Genomic DNA, 13944 nt, shown 5'->3' with positions numbered 1-13944 from the left:
TGGGGGGTCCTGCGGCCACTAAGGGGGTAGGGGGTTGTCCGGGGGGGCCTGGGCCCCTCCGGCTTGGTTAAACCCCCTTGAGCGGACCCCATCTTGACGCTCACCCGGGGGAGCATATAATGGTCTCGGCAAAGAACCTGCCACGCATGAAAGGAGGCGGTATGAGAGTAGGAAAGCTGGCTGTACTCGGCATAACGGCTCTGGGCCTAGCCCTGGCGGGGCCCCAGGACAACAGCCTGATCATCGGGGCTTCCCAGGAGCCTAGGGTGCTCGCGGGGGATTTCCTTTCCGTGATCTCCAACCAGGCTATCAAGTCGGAGATTGAAAACTACCTCTTCTCTCCCCTGATCACCTTGAACGCGGACACAGAGAACCAGGCGGTCATGGTCACGGAGGTGCCCACCCTTCAGAACAAGCGCCTCCGGGTGACGGACATCGGGGGGGGCAAGAAGCGGATCGAGATGGACCTCACCCTCCGCCAGGACCTCAAGTGGTCCGATGGGAAGCCCATCACCACCGAGGACATCGCCTTCTACTACGAGGTGGGGAAGGCCAAGGGGATGCCGGTTTTGAACCCCGACTACTGGGAGCGGGTGAAGCTCACCGTGAAGGACCGGTACAACTTCACCGTGACCTTTGAGCCCGCCTACTACTACGACACCTACGGCTCCCCCATCGGGTATGCCCCCAAGCACATCATGGGGCCCGAGTGGGAGAAGGTAAAGGCCCAGGCGGCCAAGCTGGACCCCGACAAGGACGCGGAGAAGCTCAACGAGCTTTACCGGGGCTTCTTCCTCAAGTTCTCCACCCCCCAGGCCCTGAACCGGGGCGCCATGGTCTACTCCGGCCCCTTCAGGCTCAGCCGCTGGGTTCCCGGCAACTCCATCGAGATGGTCCGCAACCCCAACTTCCACATCATCCCGCAGGGAGGGGCGGACAAGTACGTTCAGAAGGTCGCCTACCGCTTCATCCAGAACACCAACTCCCTTTTGGTGGCGGTGATCGGTGGGGGCATTGACGCCACCTCGGGCGTCTCCCTTACCTTTGACCAGGCCAGGAGCCGCCAGCTCACCTTCCGCGCCCCCGGCCGGTTTGACATCTGGTTCGTCCCGGGGGCCATCTGGGAGCACATCGACATCAACAAGTTCTCCAACTGCCAGACGGTCAAGGACCTGGGCCTGGACGACCCACGGACCCGGCAGGCCCTTCTTTACGCGATGAACCGCGAGGGCCTGGTGAAGGCCTTCTTTGACGGCCTACAGCCCGTGGCCAACACCTGGATCGCCCCGGTGAACCCCCTCCACAACCCCAACCTGAAGAAGTACCCCTACGACCCCAAGAAGGCGGAGGAGCTTCTCGCCCAGATGGGCTGGCGGAAGGGCCCCGACGGCATCCTCCAGCGCACGGTGGGCGGCCGGACGGTGCGGTTTGAGATCGAGTACGTCACCACTGCGGGGAACGCCATCCGCGAGCGCACCCAGCAGTTCTTCGCCGAGAACCTGAAGCAGGTGGGCATCGCCATCAAGATCAACAACGCCCCGAGCGCGGTCGTCTTCGCGGACGACTTCATCCAGCGGGCCAGCGAATGCAAGTGGACGGGGATGTTCGAGTTCGCCTGGGTCTCCAGCCTCGCCGAAGACGGCTCCCTCTTCCAGTACAAGAACCTGAACACCGGGGCGGTGATGGTGCCCACAAAGGAGAACAACTACCAGGGCCAGAACATCGGCGGGTGGCGGAACGACGAGTTCGACCGGCTGACCAGCCAGGGGGTCTTGGAGTTCGATGAGGCCAAGAGGAAGGAGCTCTTCTTCCGGGCCCAGGGGATCTGGGCGGAGGAGCTTCCCGCCCTGCCTCTATACTTCCGCTCCAACCCCTACGTGGTGCGGAAGGGCTTGGTGAACTACGTGGCCAGCGCCTACGCGGGCGGCTTCGGCTACCCCGGCTGGAACGCCTGGGAGATCGGCTGGGAGAGCCGGGGCGCCGTGAAGAAGTGGGACCAGGCCAAGTACGCGCTTTCCATCAAGTAGGCCGGGTGGTATAGTAGGGCCCGCGGGGGAAGCCCCGCGGGCTTTTTGAGGCGGAAAACAGGAGGTAGAGGTGTTTGCGTACACGGTCCGACGGCTTTTGCAGATGGTTCCCCTTTTGCTGGCGGCCTCGGTGGTCATCTATGCGCTTTTGGCCCTCCAGCCGGGGGACCCTTTGGAGGAACTGAAAAGGCAGAACCCCCGGATGACGGCGGAGCAGTTTGAGGCGCTAAAAAAGGCCTATGGCCTGGACCAGCCCCTGCACATCCGCTACTTCAAATGGTTGAACCGGGCCTTACATGGGGATCTCGGCTACAGCCGCACCTACGGCATCCCCGCGGCGGAGTACATCTTCGTCCAGCGCCTTCCCAAAACCCTCCTCCTCTCAGGCCTGGCCCTGACCCTGGCCCTTTTGGTGGCCATCCCCGTGGGGGTCTTCTCCGCGGTGCGCCAGTACACCCTGGCGGACTACACCATCACCTTCCTGAGCTTCATGGGCTTCTCCATGCCGGTCTTCTTCATGGGCATCCTGCTCCTCTACCTCTTTGCCATCAAGCTGCCCGAGCTCATCCCCGGCTTTCCCCGGTTTCCCACGGGAGGGGTGCCCCCGTACCTTTGGCAGGATGTCCGCTCTGGGGCGGTGAGCCTGGGCACCTATCTCGGCCAGTGGGCGTGGCACCTTGCCCTGCCCGTCCTGGCGCTTTCCTACCTCCAGATGGCCGAGTGGACCCGGTTTATGCGGGCGAGCCTTCTGGAGGTGCTCTCCCAGGATTACATCCGCACCGCCCGGGCCAAGGGCCTTCCCGAGCGGGTGGTCCTCTACAAGCACGCCCTCCGGAACGCCCTTATCCCCATCGTGACCCTGGTGGGTCTGGCCATCCCGGGGGTCTTGGGCGGGGCCACCATCACCGAGACCATCTTCAGCTACCCTGGGATGGGCCGGGCCATCTTTGACGCCCTGGTGGAGAAGGACTACAACGTGGCCATGGCGTCTTTGGCCTTCCTGGCCCTCATGACCGCCCTTTTTAACCTTCTGGCCGACCTTATGTACGCGGTGGTGGACCCCCGGATCCGGTACAGCTGAGGTGAACCATGGTGAGTGCAGCGGCGCAGAAATCCCAGTCCACCTGGGCCTTGGCCTGGCGGCGGTTCAAGCGGCACCGGATGGCCATGGCCAGCCTGGTGGTGATCCTTTTCCTGGTGCTCATGGCCGTCTTCGCCCCCTGGATTGCCCCTTATGACCCCACCGCCCAGCCCACGGGGTCGGACGTGGGCCAGTACTACTTCCAACCGCCCTCGAGGGAGCACCCTTTAGGCACGGACGACCTGGGCCGGGATGTCCTTTCCCGGATCATCTACGGGAGCCGCATCTCCCTTCTGGTGGGGTTTGCGGTGGCGCTTTCCAGCGTGATCCTGGGGACGATTATGGGCACCCTGGCCGGGTACTTCTCCGGCCGGCCCCTTCGGTTCTACCTGGGCCCCTTCCGGCGGGAGGAGCAGGGCTTCTGGCCGCTTAGCTTTACCCTTTGGCGGGTCTTCTCCTGGGCGCTGTACTACGGGGCGCTGTATCTGGTCCTTACCATCGCCTGGGCCCTGAGCAAGGACGGCCTGGCGGCGAAAAGCGCGGGCAGCTACCTGGGGTTTGGCCTGGCGGTCCTTTTTGTGGCCTGGGCGGCGGTCTACGGTCTTCGCGGCCAGATCCGGCTGGATCTGGACATCGCCATCAGCCGCTTGATCGACTTTATGCTGACCATCCCCACCCTGCCCCTTCTCCTCGTCCTTTCCGCCCTGCTTCGCGACCCCCAGGTCAAGGTGGGGCAGTGGGCCCAAGGGGTGTTTGGGGACGCCGCAAGCGTCTTCATCATTATCGCGATTCTCGTCCTTTTCGGCTGGCTGGGGACGGCCCGGCTGGTCCGGGGGAATATCCTCTCCTTAAGGGAGCAGGACTACGCCACCGCCGCCCAGGCCCTGGGGGCCTCGGATAGACGGATCATGTTCCGCCACCTGGTCCCGAACACCCTGGCCCCCCTGATCGTTCAGGCCACCTTGCAGATCGGGGGCGCGATCCTGGTGGAGGCGGCGCTTTCCTTTTTGGGCTTCGGCATCCAGCCCCCGGTGGCCACCTGGGGGAACATGCTGACCAATGCCCAGGAGTACATCTTCACCGCCCCTTGGCTCGCCCTTCCCCCCGGGTTCATGATCTTCCTCACCGTTTTGGCCTTCAACTACCTGGGGGATGGCCTCCGGGACGCTTTGGACCCGAGGAGCCGGCTTTAGTACTCGGCCTCGAGGAAGTAGAGCCCTTCGGGCGGAGCCCAGGCCGGGCTCCGCCCACCCTTTAGGATGCCCCGAAAGGCCTCCGGGGAAAGCCGGCCCCGGCCCAGGGCCACAAGGGCCCCCACCATTCCCCGAACCTGGCCCCGGAGGAAGCTCTGGCCTTTAAAGAAAAGCCGCACCTCCTCCCCCCGCTTTTCCATCCCAGCGTAAAAAAGGGTCCGGAGGGGGTCCCGTTCCTCCCGGACGGCAAACCCGGAGAAGTCGTGCGTCCCCTCGAGCAGGGGCAGGGCAGCCCGCATGGCCTCGAGGTCCAAAGGGGGGCGGACCCAGAGGGCCCGGTGCCGCTCCAGGACCACCGGGGCCTCTCGGACGAGGATCCGGTAAAGATAGGTGCGGCTTTTGGCGTCCTTACGGGCGTGGAATCCGGGGGGGGCCTCCCGGGCCTCCACCACCTTGACGTCCTCCGGAAGGTATCGGTTGAGGGCCCAAGGAAGCCGGCCTAGGGGGATGGCCTCAGGGAGGTCCGCGTGGAAGGGCATCCGGAGGGCGTGGACCCCCCGGTCGGTGCGACCCGCCGCCACCGCCTTGGGAACCCCTCCAAGCCGGGCGAGGGCCTCTTCCAGGGTTCCCTGCACGGTCCTCAGGCCTGGGCGCTGGTGTTGGAGGCCCGCAAAACCCGTGCCGTCGTACTCTACGAGGAGGAGGACCCTTCGCACGCCTCCACTTTAAGCGACCGGCCCTCGGAAAGGGGGACCCCTTGGCCCACCACCTTGACCCCCACCCAGTCCCCCTCCTTATAGGGTGCCCCTGGCCCCTCCTGGACCAGGATCTCCCGGTCCTTGAGCCGGACGCGGTAGGTGAGGTCGTGGCCCTTGAAGGCCCGGGCCAGGACCTGCCCCACCACCCCCCCCTCTTTCGGCGGGCCCAGACGCAGGGCCTCCGGCCGGAGGGAAAGGAGGAGGGGGCCTTCCCGGGGTTCGCTCAAGGGGACAGGGCCCAGGCAGGTTTCCGCGTACCCGCCCTGGCCTTCCCCGGGGAGGAGGTTGGTCTGGCCCAGGAACTGGGCCACGAAGGGGGTCTTGGGCCGCAGGTAGACCTCCTCGGGGGGACCCACCTGCTCGAGCCGGCCTCCCCTTAGCACGCCGATCCGGTCGGCGAAGGAGAGGGCCTCCTCCTGGTCGTGGGTGACCAGGAGGGCGGCGGTGCCCAGGCCCTTTAAGATCGCCCGCACCTCCTCGCGGGTGGCCGCCCGGAGACCGGCGTCCAGGCTGCTGAAGGGCTCGTCCAGAAGCACCACCTTGGGCCCCGGGGCCAGGGCCCGGGCCAGGGCCACCCGCTGCTGCTGGCCCCCGGAAAGCTCATGGGGCTTCCGATCCTTGAACAGCGTGAGGCCCACCCGTTCCAAAGCCGCCAGGGCCTTCTCCCTCCGCCCTTGCCCTTTAAGGCCGAAGGCCACGTTCTCCAAGGCGGTGAGGTGGGGGAAAAGGGCGTAGTCCTGGAAGACCACCCCGAGGCCCCGCTTCTCGGGAGGCAGCCGGGTCACCTCCTCGCCAAAGAGGAAAACCCGCCCCTCGTCCGGCCTTTCCAGGCCTGCGATCAGCCTCAAAAGCGTGGTCTTCCCTGAACCGGAGGGCCCAAGCAGGGCCAGGATCTCGCCTTCCCTCAAGGAGAGGTCCACCCCCGCGAGGACCTCGAGGCCCCCGTAGCGCTTTTTCAAGCCCTCGACCCTCAGCGCCTCTCGCTCCACAGCAAAACCCCCACGAAGGCCGCGGAAAGGAGAACGATGAGGAGGGCGAAGGGCGCGGCCTCGGCGAACATAGCCTCCTGAGTGTATCCGAAAACGCGGACGGCCAAGGTGGTGTACCCCAGAGGGGCTAGGAGAAGGGTGAGGGGCAGCTCCTTCATCCCCGCCATGAAGACCAGGGCCCCTCCCGCGGCCGCACCCCGCCAAAGCAGGGGAAAGGTGACCTGGAAGAAGGCCTGGACCGGGGTCCGGCCCAGGGTCCGGGCGGCCTCCTCGAGGCGGGGGGGGACCTGGTAAAGGGCGGCCCGGATGGGGCCTAGCCCCTCGGCCATCAGGTGGAAGCCGTAGGCCAGAACCAGGAGGGGGAGCGTCTGGTAAAGGAAGGGAAAAAGCCGCAGGGAAAGGAAGATCCAGGCCAGGGCGTAGGCCAAGGGCGGGGTGGCGTAGCCCAGGTAGGCCACCCGTTCCAGAAGGCGGCTGAACAAGGAAGGGTGGCGTACCCCGGTATAGGCGATGGGAAGGGCCATGGCGACGGCCAAGAGCGCGGCCAGCCCCGCGGCCAAAACCGAGTGGGCGAAGGCCAGGCCCACCGCCTCCAGCCCACCTCCCGGGAAGCGGCGGGCGAGGTGGAAGAGGGTGTACAGGGGGAAGCCCAGGGCCAGGAACGGCGGGAGGAGGAGGGCCAGGTGGGCTAAGACCCGGAGGCCGTGCAAGGGCACGGGCTGGACGGCGCGCCCCGAACCCCTCCCCACCCGGCTTATCACATGGCGACGAAGGAGGAAGGCCTCGAGGCTTAAAAGCCCCCCGGTGAGGGTCAGAAGGAGAAGGGCGAGGGCGGCGGCGTACGTCCGGTCAAAGGCCGCGTTGTACTGGAGGTAGATGGCGTACGAGAAGGTCTCATACCGGAGGAGGCTCACCACCCCGAAGTCCCCTAAAACGTGGAGCCCTACCACCAGCCAGCCGGAAAGAAAGGCCGGGAAAAGCTGGGGCAGGGTGACGCGAAGGAGGACGGAGAAAGGAGGGTGGCCGAGGGTGCGGGCCGCCTCCTCCTGGCCGGGGTCCAGGCCCAGGAAGGCCGCCCTGAGGTTAAGGAAGAGGTAGGGGTAGGTGAACAGGGTAAGGACCCAGGCGGCGCCCCAGAACCCCTCCGGCCTGGGCAGGGGGAGGAGCCCCCCCGGTCCGGTGGCGGCGAGAAGGGTGTACGCCCCCACGTACCCCGGCACCGCAAGGGGCAAGGCCAGGAGGAGGACGAAAAAGCGCTTGCCCTTAAGGTCCGTCCGGGTGGTGAGCCAGGCCAAGGGGAGGGCCAAAAGGGTGGTGAGGACGAGGACGGCCAGAAGGAGGACCAGGGTGTTGGTGAGAAGCTGCAGGGTTTTGGGCCGGCTGAGGAGGTCCAGAAGGACCCCGGGCCTGGCTTCCAAAGCCCGCACCCCCAGGTAGGCCAGGGGGAGAACCACCCCCCCGCCCGTGAGAAGGGCGGGGAGGAGGAAAGGCCAGGGGGGGAGAAGCCGGTGGGGCATCCCGCCTAGAGGATTCCGAGGTCCCTCAGGAGTTTAAGGGCGGCCTCGAGGTCCAGCTTCTCAAAGTTGAGCCTCGGGCTTTTCCTCAAGGCCTCCTCCAGGGGTAGAAGCTGCGGCCCCAAAACCACCCCCTTCACCACGGGGTACTCCCCGATCTCGCTGGCGAAGAACTGCTGGCCTTTGCTGGAGAGGAGGTAGGAGAGGAACCGGGTGGCGGCGGGGAGGTTTTTGCTCGTCTTCAGGACGCCCGCCCCCGTGACCAAGGCCAGGTTCCCCGCGTCGCCGTCTTGGAAGAAGTGCCGGCCCAGGTTGTACCCAGCCCTTTGGAACCGAACCAGGTAGTAGTGATTGGTTGAAGCGAGGTCGATCTCCCCCGCCCGCATGGCCTCGAGCATGGCCGGATTGGAGGCGTAAGCTTTGGGTTCGAGGGCCTTCATGGAAAGGAGCCACTCCCGCGTTTTGGCCTCGCCGTAAAGGGCGATCATCCCCGCCACCATGTCCTGGAAGCTGGAGTAGGTGGGGGTCCAGCCGATCCGGCCCTTTAGGCCCTTCTCCTGGGCGAAGCGGGGAAGGTCCAGGATGCTCTTTGGGAGCTCCTCCGCCTTCAGCCTCTGCGGGTTGTAGGCCAAAACGCGAAGCCGCACGGTCAGGGGCACCCAGGCTTTGGATTCGGGGACAAAGGCCAAGGGCCTCGAGAGCAGGGCCTGGCCCAAGGGGGCAAGAAGCCCCGCCTCCGTGGCCCTCCCTAGGGCCCCCGCGGTGTTGGCCCAGAAGAGGTCCGCGGGAGAGCGGCGGCCCTCCTCCAAAAGGGCGGCTAGGATCTGGGCGTCCGTACCATAGCGGACCTGGACCTTGATGCCGGTTTCCGCTTCAAACTGCTTTACAATGGGGTCCACCAGGCCCTGGCCTCGGCCGGTGTACACGGTCAGGGACTGGGCCTGAGCCAGCACCAGAAGGGATAGGACGCTGAAAAGCACTCGCTTCATCGGTCACCTCCCATGGAGGAGGGTACCAGAGGGGGAGGGAAAAGTCAAGTATTCCGCTCGGATTTATTTAGTTTAGGAACGAGAATCGTTTGCAATAGTGGTAGAACCCCCGTCAGATCCTGGGGTACAAAGGGAAGGAGGCCGGTGTAGAGGAGCGGTACAGGGTTCAGGGTGTGGCGGGAGTGCCAGGGCTCTTCGGCGCCTCCGTGGTCGGAGGTGAGGAGGAGCTCCCCCCCTTCTTGGAGGAAACCTTTCAGGAAGAGGGTGAGCTCGCGGAAGCGGTTTGGCAGGTCTTCCGGCGCCCGGTGGGCTGCAAGGTCCAAGGCCCAGTACTCCAGCACCAGAAGGTCCACCGCCCGGCTCATCCGGGCGGCCTGGGCCCCTTCCCGGTAGGGGTCCTCCCAGAACCCGGGGCGGAGGGCCAAAGGGTGGCCCAAAGGGAGGAGGGGAAGCCCCGCCAGAAGAGCGCTTTGGGCAAAGGCGGAAAGGAGGAGGCGCCTCCCTTTCATGGCTCTTTCCAGATACTCGGGCTGATAGGCGTTCGCGTGGTGGACCCTGAGCCCCACCCCTATGGCCCAACTGTACAAGCTTCCCTTGAGGAGGGGCCTCAGCCGGGGGGAGGGAAAGGGGCCCTGGTGGTGGCCCAGAAGCCTTGCGGCGTTGACCCCGGTGAGGAGGCTGGTCTGGCCGGTGCCCGACTGGGGTAGCCCCTCCACCCCCAAGGTGGCGTCCACGGCCTGGGGGTTCAGGGTGAGCAGGAAGGGGAACAGCTCCTCCAGGGCCCCTCCTAGGCCTAGCCCGTCCACAAAAAGGAAGAGCACTCCTCCAGGATAAGGGCCTCCGGGGCCAGAGGCCTCAAAAAGGGGCGGGAGACTGTGAGCCTTGCCCTCTTTCCCCGGCCTGCTTAGGGTAAGGTGGGTCCTGAGGAGGAAACTATGCTGGTGCGCAAGGCGAGTGCGGTATGGGAAGGGACGTTACGGGAAGGCCGCGGGGCGATGAGGCTCCAAAGCCAGGCGTTTGAAGGGCCCTATTCCTTTGCCTCCCGCTTTGAGGAGGGGGCAGGGACCAACCCCGAGGAGCTCATCGCCGCGGCCCATGCGGGCTGCTTCTCCATGGCGCTTTCCGTGGCCTTGGAACGGGCGGGGTACCCCCCGAAGCGGGTTTCCACCGAGGCCCGGGTTCACCTGGAGCGGACCGAGGGCGGCTTCAGCCTCACCCGGATCCATCTGGTGACCGAGGCCGAGGTGGCGGGGATCAGCCCGGAGCGGTTCTTGGAGATTGCGGAGGAGGCCAAAAAAGGCTGCCCGGTGTCCCGGGCCCTGGCGGGGGTTCCAGAGATCGTTTTGGAGGCCCGCCTGGTCTAGCCCTTGAAGAGCAGGCGGCCGCAGGAGGGGCAGCGGACGAGCTGCCCTTGCATGACCTTCTGCGCCACGTGCGTGGGCAAGACGACGTTGCACCCCTGGCAGCGGAAGGTGTTCCCCTGTTGGAGCATCCGGGCGATGCCCGTGCCCCGGCGGGCGCGGCGGATGGCCTCGTACTCCTTTAAGAGGCCCTGGGGGATGCCCTCGGCCATCCGGTTCCTTTCCGCCGTCTTCGCCTCGATGACCAAGGTCAGCTCCGCCACCCGGACCCGGTTGGCCTCCAGAAGCGCCTCGAGCCGGGGCTTAAGGGCAGAGAGCTCCTCCTTGAGGGCCTCGATCTCCTCCTCCAGGTCCAAAATCGAGTCCTCGAGGGGCTTGGAGAGTTCTTTCAGCTCACGGATGCGGTCTTTAAGCTGCTGGATGCGGTTTTCGTACTGGGTCTGTTCCCGGGCCGACTGGGCTTTTTTCTGTTCCTCCTCCGCCTGCCGCTCCTTCTGGGTCAGGTCCTGGATGTCCAGGCTGTGGCGGGTGTACTCCTTTTGGAGCGCGGCCTGCCGCTCCAAAAGCTCGGTGAGCCTCTCCTCCAGGCGCTTATACTGGGCCTGCACCTCCACGAGTTCCTGGGGAAGCTCCTCGGCCTCCCGCTTCAGCCGGTCCAGCTCCAGGTCCTTTTCCTGCAGTCTGAAAAGCGCCTCGAGCGCCTCGGCCCCGTTCACGTTTCCCATTCTATAAGGAAGGGGTTGGTGCGGGCCTCCGTGGCCAGGTCGGTGGGGGGGCCGTGGCCGGGGTAGACCCGGGTTTGGGCGGGAAGGGAGAAAAGCCGCCTCAAGGAGGCGAAAAGCGCCTTCCCGTCCGCGCCTGGAAGGTCGTACCGGCCGATGCCCCCCTTGAAAAGGAGATCCCCCGAGTAGACCTCCCCTTCCCTTAGGAAGGCCACGTGCCCGGGGCTGTGGCCGGGCAGGTGCCAGACGGTAAAGCCGTAAAGGGACATCCCCTCCTCTAAGGGCCAGACCTCGAGGGGAGGAGGGGGGATGCGGAGGCCAAAGGCCTGGGCCAGCTCCGGGGCCAGGCGGTAAAGGGGGAGGTCCAGGGGGTGGAGGTAGACGGGGAGGTCTAAGGCCTCCACCAAGGGCCCCACCGCCCCCACGTGGTCAAAGTGGGCGTGGGTGAGGAGGATGGCCTTGGGCCAGATCCCGGACTCCTTGGCCGCCTTCAGGATGCGCTCCGCCTCGTCCCCGGGGTCTATGAGGACGGGGCCTTCGGGCGTCCTGACCAGGTAGGTGTTTTCCGCCAGGGGGCCTACCACCAGCTGTAAAGGGCTCATGGCAGAACGGGCAGCCCCTCCTGAAGCCACTCGTGCATGCTTCCCAGGTAGTTCCTCGCCCTTACGCCCAGGCTCCTCAAAACGAAGAAGGCCACCGCGCTCCGGGCCCCGGAGTGGCAGTAGACGCCCACCTCTTCCTCAGGCCTGAGCCCCAGGCGCTCCAGGAGTCTTCCCGGTTCAAAGAAAAGCTCTAAAGGCGCGCTTTCCGACCCGGGGATCCGCCCCCCCCGGGGGCAGCAGGGGGGGTGGACCCGGCCCTCGTACTCCTCCCGGCTCCGCACGTCCAGAAGCCGTGGGTGGTTCGCCGCCTCGTCCGCGGTGAGGAGCCAGTCCCGGCGGGGGGTGAGGCCCGGTTGGGTGGGCTCGGCCCGGGGGGGAAGGGTGGAGGTGGCCATCTCCTCCCACCCCTCGGTCCAAAGCTCCACCTCCGCCCCCGCCAGGCCCAAAAGGAAGGCGGTCCGGGCCAGCCGGCTGGTCAGGCCCTCGTCGTAGAGCACCACCCGCTCCCGGTAGCCCATCTGCCCGAGGAGTTCCTGAAGGGCCTGGACCAGGGCCTCGATCTCGGCCTCCGAGCGGAGCCTGGGCCTGGGGCCGGAGAGGTCCAGGTTCCAGGCTCCCTCGAGGTGGCCTTCCTCGTAAGCCGCCTTGGGCCGGGTGTCTATGAGAAGGGCATCCGGGATAGGCATAGGCTCATTGTACCGCATTCCAATTAGCCTGCTTTGGTCAGGAGACTTGACAACTTCCGGCTCATGTGATATAAGTGAGGCTGGAGGTGATAGGTATGGCCCTGGTGCGTAGGGATGCGCGTCCGACCGAGATCACGCCCTTCAGGACCTGGGGTCCCCTTTCCCTCTTTGAGGACTTCAACCGGCTCGTGGAGGAGACCCTGGGGGAGTTTGTCCGGCCCTCGGTTCTGGTGGCGCCCGCCGACCTTTACGAGACGGACGAGGCCCTGATCCTGGAGATGGCCGTGGCGGGTCTGGCCCCTGAGGACCTGGAGGTGAGCGTGGAGGGCAACAAGCTCACCGTCCGGGGCCAGGTCAAGCCCGCGGAGGACGCCAAGGCGCGCCGGTACTACCTCCAGGAGATCCCGCACGGGAGCTTCGTCCGGACCTTCACCCTGCCGGTGGAGGTGGACGCTTCCCAGGCCAAGGCCGAGTTCCGGCACGGCCTGCTCCGCCTGACCATGCCCAAGGTGGCGGAGGCCCGGGCCAAGCGGATCCCCGTGGAGATCGTCCAGTAAGGGCCTAACCCCCCCGCCGGGAAAGCCCCGGCGGGGGCTTTTTAACCGCTCAAAGCCTTTCCCATCCGGTCCAGGGCCTCCTCCAAGACCCCGGGGTAGGTGGCGAAGTTGAGCCGGACGAAGCGGCTTTCGCCCCCGAAGCTCTCCCCGTGGTTCAGGGCCACCCGGGCCCTTTCCAGGAAGAAGCGGCCCGCCTGGGGGATGGGGGTGCCGAGCCAGGCCAGGTAGGTCCCCTCCGGGGGGAGGTGCTCCAGGCCGGCCTCCCGGGCCCAGGCCGCCACCCGGTCCCGGTTGGCCCGGAGGGTCCTCAGCGTCTCCTCGAGCCAGGCCCCCCCTTCTAAAAGCCCCGCCTTCCAGGCCGCCTGGGCCAAAACGTTGGGAAACGGGAGGTGGTGGAAGGCTTCCCGGAGCCGGTCCACCAGGTACCTGGGCCCCACCGCCGCCCCCAGGGGAAGCCCCGCCAGGTTGAAGGCCTTGCCCGGCCCCAGGAGGATGAGGCTCCGCTCCGGCAGGGCCTCGGCGAAGGAGGGGGCGGGAGGGGTGTAGACCAGGTCCCGGTGGAGCTCGTCCGAGACGACGATGAGTCCGTGGGCGCGGGCGAGGTGGGCGAGCGCCTCGAGCTCCTCCCGGGTGAAGACCCGGCCCGTGGGGTTGTGGGGCTGGCAGAAGAGGAGAAGGCGGACGCCGGGGGTGAGCCGGGCCTTGAGCGCCGCCAGGTCCATCCGGTACCGCCCTGCCTCAGGCTTCAGGGGAAGGGGGAGGAGCTTCCGGCCCTGGTCTTGGATGGCCGAGAGGAAGGGGGGGTAGATGGGCAAGAGGCTGATCACCTCCTCCCCCCGCGCGCTGAAGGCCTGGACCGCCCGGTACAACCCGTCCACCACGCTGGGGAGGAAGAGGACCTCCCCGGAAAGCCCATAGTGCTTAAGGAGGGCTTCCTTAAGCTCGGGGTCCCCTTCTCGAGGCGGGTAGCCCAGATGCCCCTGGGCCCGCTCGAGGATGGCCCTGCGGATGGGCTCGGCCACGGGAAAGTCCATATCCGCGACCCATAGGGGGAGGACCCCTTCCGGGTAGGCGCTCCACTTCAAGGACTCCTTCCGGTTCGGAAGCATGCCCCCATCTTAATAGGAGCGCTGGACCGCCTTTAGCCCCTGGTCTTCTAGGATCTCCACGAGGAACCCCACGGCCTTCTGGACCCCCTCCGTCACCAGAGGGGCCCCGAAGCGGGCCAGGCCGGCGTACACGCCCTTCTGGCTCTTCCTGACCTCCAAAAGAAGGTCCTGGACCAGATCCTCCTCTTCCACGCGGGTGAGGAGATAGAACCCGTCCGCCTTCTTTGCCACCTCGAGGAGGACCACCGCTCCTGGGTCCAGGGGCCGGACCCGTTTGGCCACGGGCAGGGTTTCGGGGAGTTCTCCGGTTAAAAGCGCATGGGGCATGGGGTACCTCCGGACAGGGGGGAAGGGCG

General features: G+C 66.3%; 14 protein-coding genes and 1 pseudogene. 5 read left to right on the top strand and 10 right to left on the bottom strand.

Features of this window, described 5'->3' with window-relative positions; all coding sequences use genetic code 11:
• The first annotated feature begins 161 nt into the window (after positions 1-161).
• The 3 genes from C4301_RS07305 to C4301_RS07295 all read left to right on the top strand — a co-directional run bounded on the left by C4301_RS07305 (position 162) and on the right by C4301_RS07295 (position 4301).
• A complete protein-coding gene (locus C4301_RS07305) occupies positions 162-2027 on the top strand; it encodes a peptide ABC transporter substrate-binding protein (protein WP_352414440.1) in 1866 nt (621 codons plus the stop codon).
• 70 nt (positions 2028-2097) lie between these two features.
• Positions 2098-3108 (top strand): ABC transporter permease, encoded by a 1011-nt coding sequence (locus tag C4301_RS07300; RefSeq protein ID WP_352414439.1) that lies wholly within the window; start codon positions 2098-2100, stop codon positions 3106-3108.
• 8 nt (positions 3109-3116) lie between these two features.
• Positions 3117-4301 carry an ABC transporter permease gene (locus C4301_RS07295; RefSeq protein ID WP_352414438.1) on the top strand — a complete coding sequence of 395 codons (1185 nt, stop codon included), beginning with the start codon at positions 3117-3119 and terminating at the stop codon, positions 4299-4301.
• Here C4301_RS07295 and truA read toward each other — a convergent pair.
• The 5 genes from truA to C4301_RS07270 are packed head-to-tail and all read right to left on the bottom strand — an operon-like array spanning position 4298 to position 9372.
• Positions 4298-5017 carry a tRNA pseudouridine(38-40) synthase TruA gene (gene truA, locus C4301_RS07290; RefSeq protein WP_352414437.1) on the bottom strand — a complete coding sequence of 240 codons (720 nt, stop codon included), beginning with the start codon at positions 5015-5017 and terminating at the stop codon, positions 4298-4300. The two genes, C4301_RS07295 and truA, sit on opposite strands and share 4 nt — an antisense overlap.
• Positions 4993-6048, bottom strand: a complete 1056-nt coding sequence (locus C4301_RS07285; RefSeq protein WP_352414436.1) for an ABC transporter ATP-binding protein — start codon at positions 6046-6048, stop codon at positions 4993-4995. The genes truA and C4301_RS07285 overlap by 25 nt, the downstream gene beginning before the upstream one ends.
• The gene (locus C4301_RS07280; protein ID WP_352414435.1) at positions 6030-7565 is read right to left on the bottom strand and encodes an ABC transporter permease; all 1536 of its coding nucleotides are present in this window, start codon (positions 7563-7565) and stop codon (positions 6030-6032) included. The genes C4301_RS07285 and C4301_RS07280 overlap by 19 nt, the downstream gene beginning before the upstream one ends.
• Before the next feature lie 5 nt (positions 7566-7570).
• Positions 7571-8551 (bottom strand): iron ABC transporter substrate-binding protein, encoded by a 981-nt coding sequence (locus C4301_RS07275; RefSeq protein WP_352414434.1) that lies wholly within the window; start codon positions 8549-8551, stop codon positions 7571-7573.
• A 44-nt stretch (positions 8552-8595) separates the two neighbouring features.
• Positions 8596-9372: a metalloenzyme gene (locus C4301_RS07270; protein ID WP_352414433.1), complete on the bottom strand. Its 777-nt coding sequence runs from the start codon at positions 9370-9372 to the stop codon at positions 8596-8598.
• Between the two features lie 114 nt (positions 9373-9486).
• On the opposite strand from C4301_RS07270, the gene C4301_RS07265 reads away from it, so the two are divergent.
• Positions 9487-9915 (top strand): OsmC family protein, encoded by a 429-nt coding sequence (locus C4301_RS07265; protein WP_352414432.1) that lies wholly within the window; start codon positions 9487-9489, stop codon positions 9913-9915.
• Here the strand turns inward: C4301_RS07265 and C4301_RS07260 are convergent.
• From C4301_RS07260 to C4301_RS07250, 3 genes are read right to left on the bottom strand one after another with little or no spacing between them, the layout of a single operon-like run.
• Positions 9912-10637 carry a zinc ribbon domain-containing protein gene (locus C4301_RS07260; protein ID WP_352414431.1) on the bottom strand — a complete coding sequence of 242 codons (726 nt, stop codon included), beginning with the start codon at positions 10635-10637 and terminating at the stop codon, positions 9912-9914. The genes C4301_RS07265 and C4301_RS07260 overlap by 4 nt on opposite strands.
• Positions 10625-11236 carry an MBL fold metallo-hydrolase gene (locus C4301_RS07255; protein ID WP_352414430.1) on the bottom strand — a complete coding sequence of 204 codons (612 nt, stop codon included), beginning with the start codon at positions 11234-11236 and terminating at the stop codon, positions 10625-10627. Before C4301_RS07255 ends, C4301_RS07260 begins: the two co-directional genes overlap by 13 nt.
• Positions 11233-11922 carry a sulfurtransferase gene (locus C4301_RS07250; protein ID WP_352414429.1) on the bottom strand — a complete coding sequence of 230 codons (690 nt, stop codon included), beginning with the start codon at positions 11920-11922 and terminating at the stop codon, positions 11233-11235. Before C4301_RS07250 ends, C4301_RS07255 begins: the two co-directional genes overlap by 4 nt.
• A 95-nt stretch (positions 11923-12017) precedes the next feature.
• On the opposite strand from C4301_RS07250, the gene C4301_RS07245 reads away from it, so the two are divergent.
• Positions 12018-12479, top strand: a complete 462-nt coding sequence (locus C4301_RS07245; RefSeq protein ID WP_352414428.1) for an Hsp20/alpha crystallin family protein — start codon at positions 12018-12020, stop codon at positions 12477-12479.
• Between the two features lie 41 nt (positions 12480-12520).
• Here the strand turns inward: C4301_RS07245 and C4301_RS07240 are convergent, their stop codons facing one another.
• Together C4301_RS07240 and C4301_RS07235 are read right to left on the bottom strand one after the other, a co-directional pair.
• Positions 12521-13588 carry a MalY/PatB family protein gene (locus C4301_RS07240; protein ID WP_352414427.1) on the bottom strand — a complete coding sequence of 356 codons (1068 nt, stop codon included), beginning with the start codon at positions 13586-13588 and terminating at the stop codon, positions 12521-12523.
• A gap of 9 nt (positions 13589-13597) precedes the next feature.
• A pseudogene (locus C4301_RS07235) lies at positions 13598-13944 on the bottom strand (tRNA (guanine-N7)-methyltransferase); the annotation flags it as partial.

Origin of the sequence: Thermus sp. (assembly GCF_040290245.1) — a bacterium.
Classification (GTDB): Bacteria; Deinococcota; Deinococci; order Deinococcales; family Thermaceae; genus Thermus_A.
Note: the sequence above shows the minus strand (reverse complement) of the source record. Positions and strands in the feature narration are given on the sequence as shown.

Bases quoted from the DNA above. Each gene is read 5' to 3' on its own strand.
- C4301_RS07305 (WP_352414440.1), top strand. From the start codon at position 162: ATGAGAGTAGGAAAGCTGGCTGTACTCGGCATAACGGCTCTGGGCCTA.
- C4301_RS07295 (WP_352414438.1), top strand. From the start codon at position 3,117: ATGGTGAGTGCAGCGGCGCAGAAATCCCAGTCCACCTGGGCCTTGGCC.
- C4301_RS07280 (WP_352414435.1), bottom strand. From the start codon at position 7,565: ATGCCCCACCGGCTTCTCCCCCCCTGGCCTTTCCTCCTCCCCGCCCTT.
- C4301_RS07275 (WP_352414434.1), bottom strand. From the start codon at position 8,551: ATGAAGCGAGTGCTTTTCAGCGTCCTATCCCTTCTGGTGCTGGCTCAG.
- C4301_RS07265 (WP_352414432.1), top strand. From the start codon at position 9,487: ATGCTGGTGCGCAAGGCGAGTGCGGTATGGGAAGGGACGTTACGGGAA.
- C4301_RS07260 (WP_352414431.1), bottom strand. From the start codon at position 10,637: ATGGGAAACGTGAACGGGGCCGAGGCGCTCGAGGCGCTTTTCAGACTG.
- C4301_RS07255 (WP_352414430.1), bottom strand. From the start codon at position 11,236: ATGAGCCCTTTACAGCTGGTGGTAGGCCCCCTGGCGGAAAACACCTAC.
- C4301_RS07250 (WP_352414429.1), bottom strand. From the start codon at position 11,922: ATGCCTATCCCGGATGCCCTTCTCATAGACACCCGGCCCAAGGCGGCT.
- C4301_RS07245 (WP_352414428.1), top strand. From the start codon at position 12,018: ATGGCCCTGGTGCGTAGGGATGCGCGTCCGACCGAGATCACGCCCTTC.
- C4301_RS07240 (WP_352414427.1), bottom strand. From the start codon at position 13,588: ATGCTTCCGAACCGGAAGGAGTCCTTGAAGTGGAGCGCCTACCCGGAA.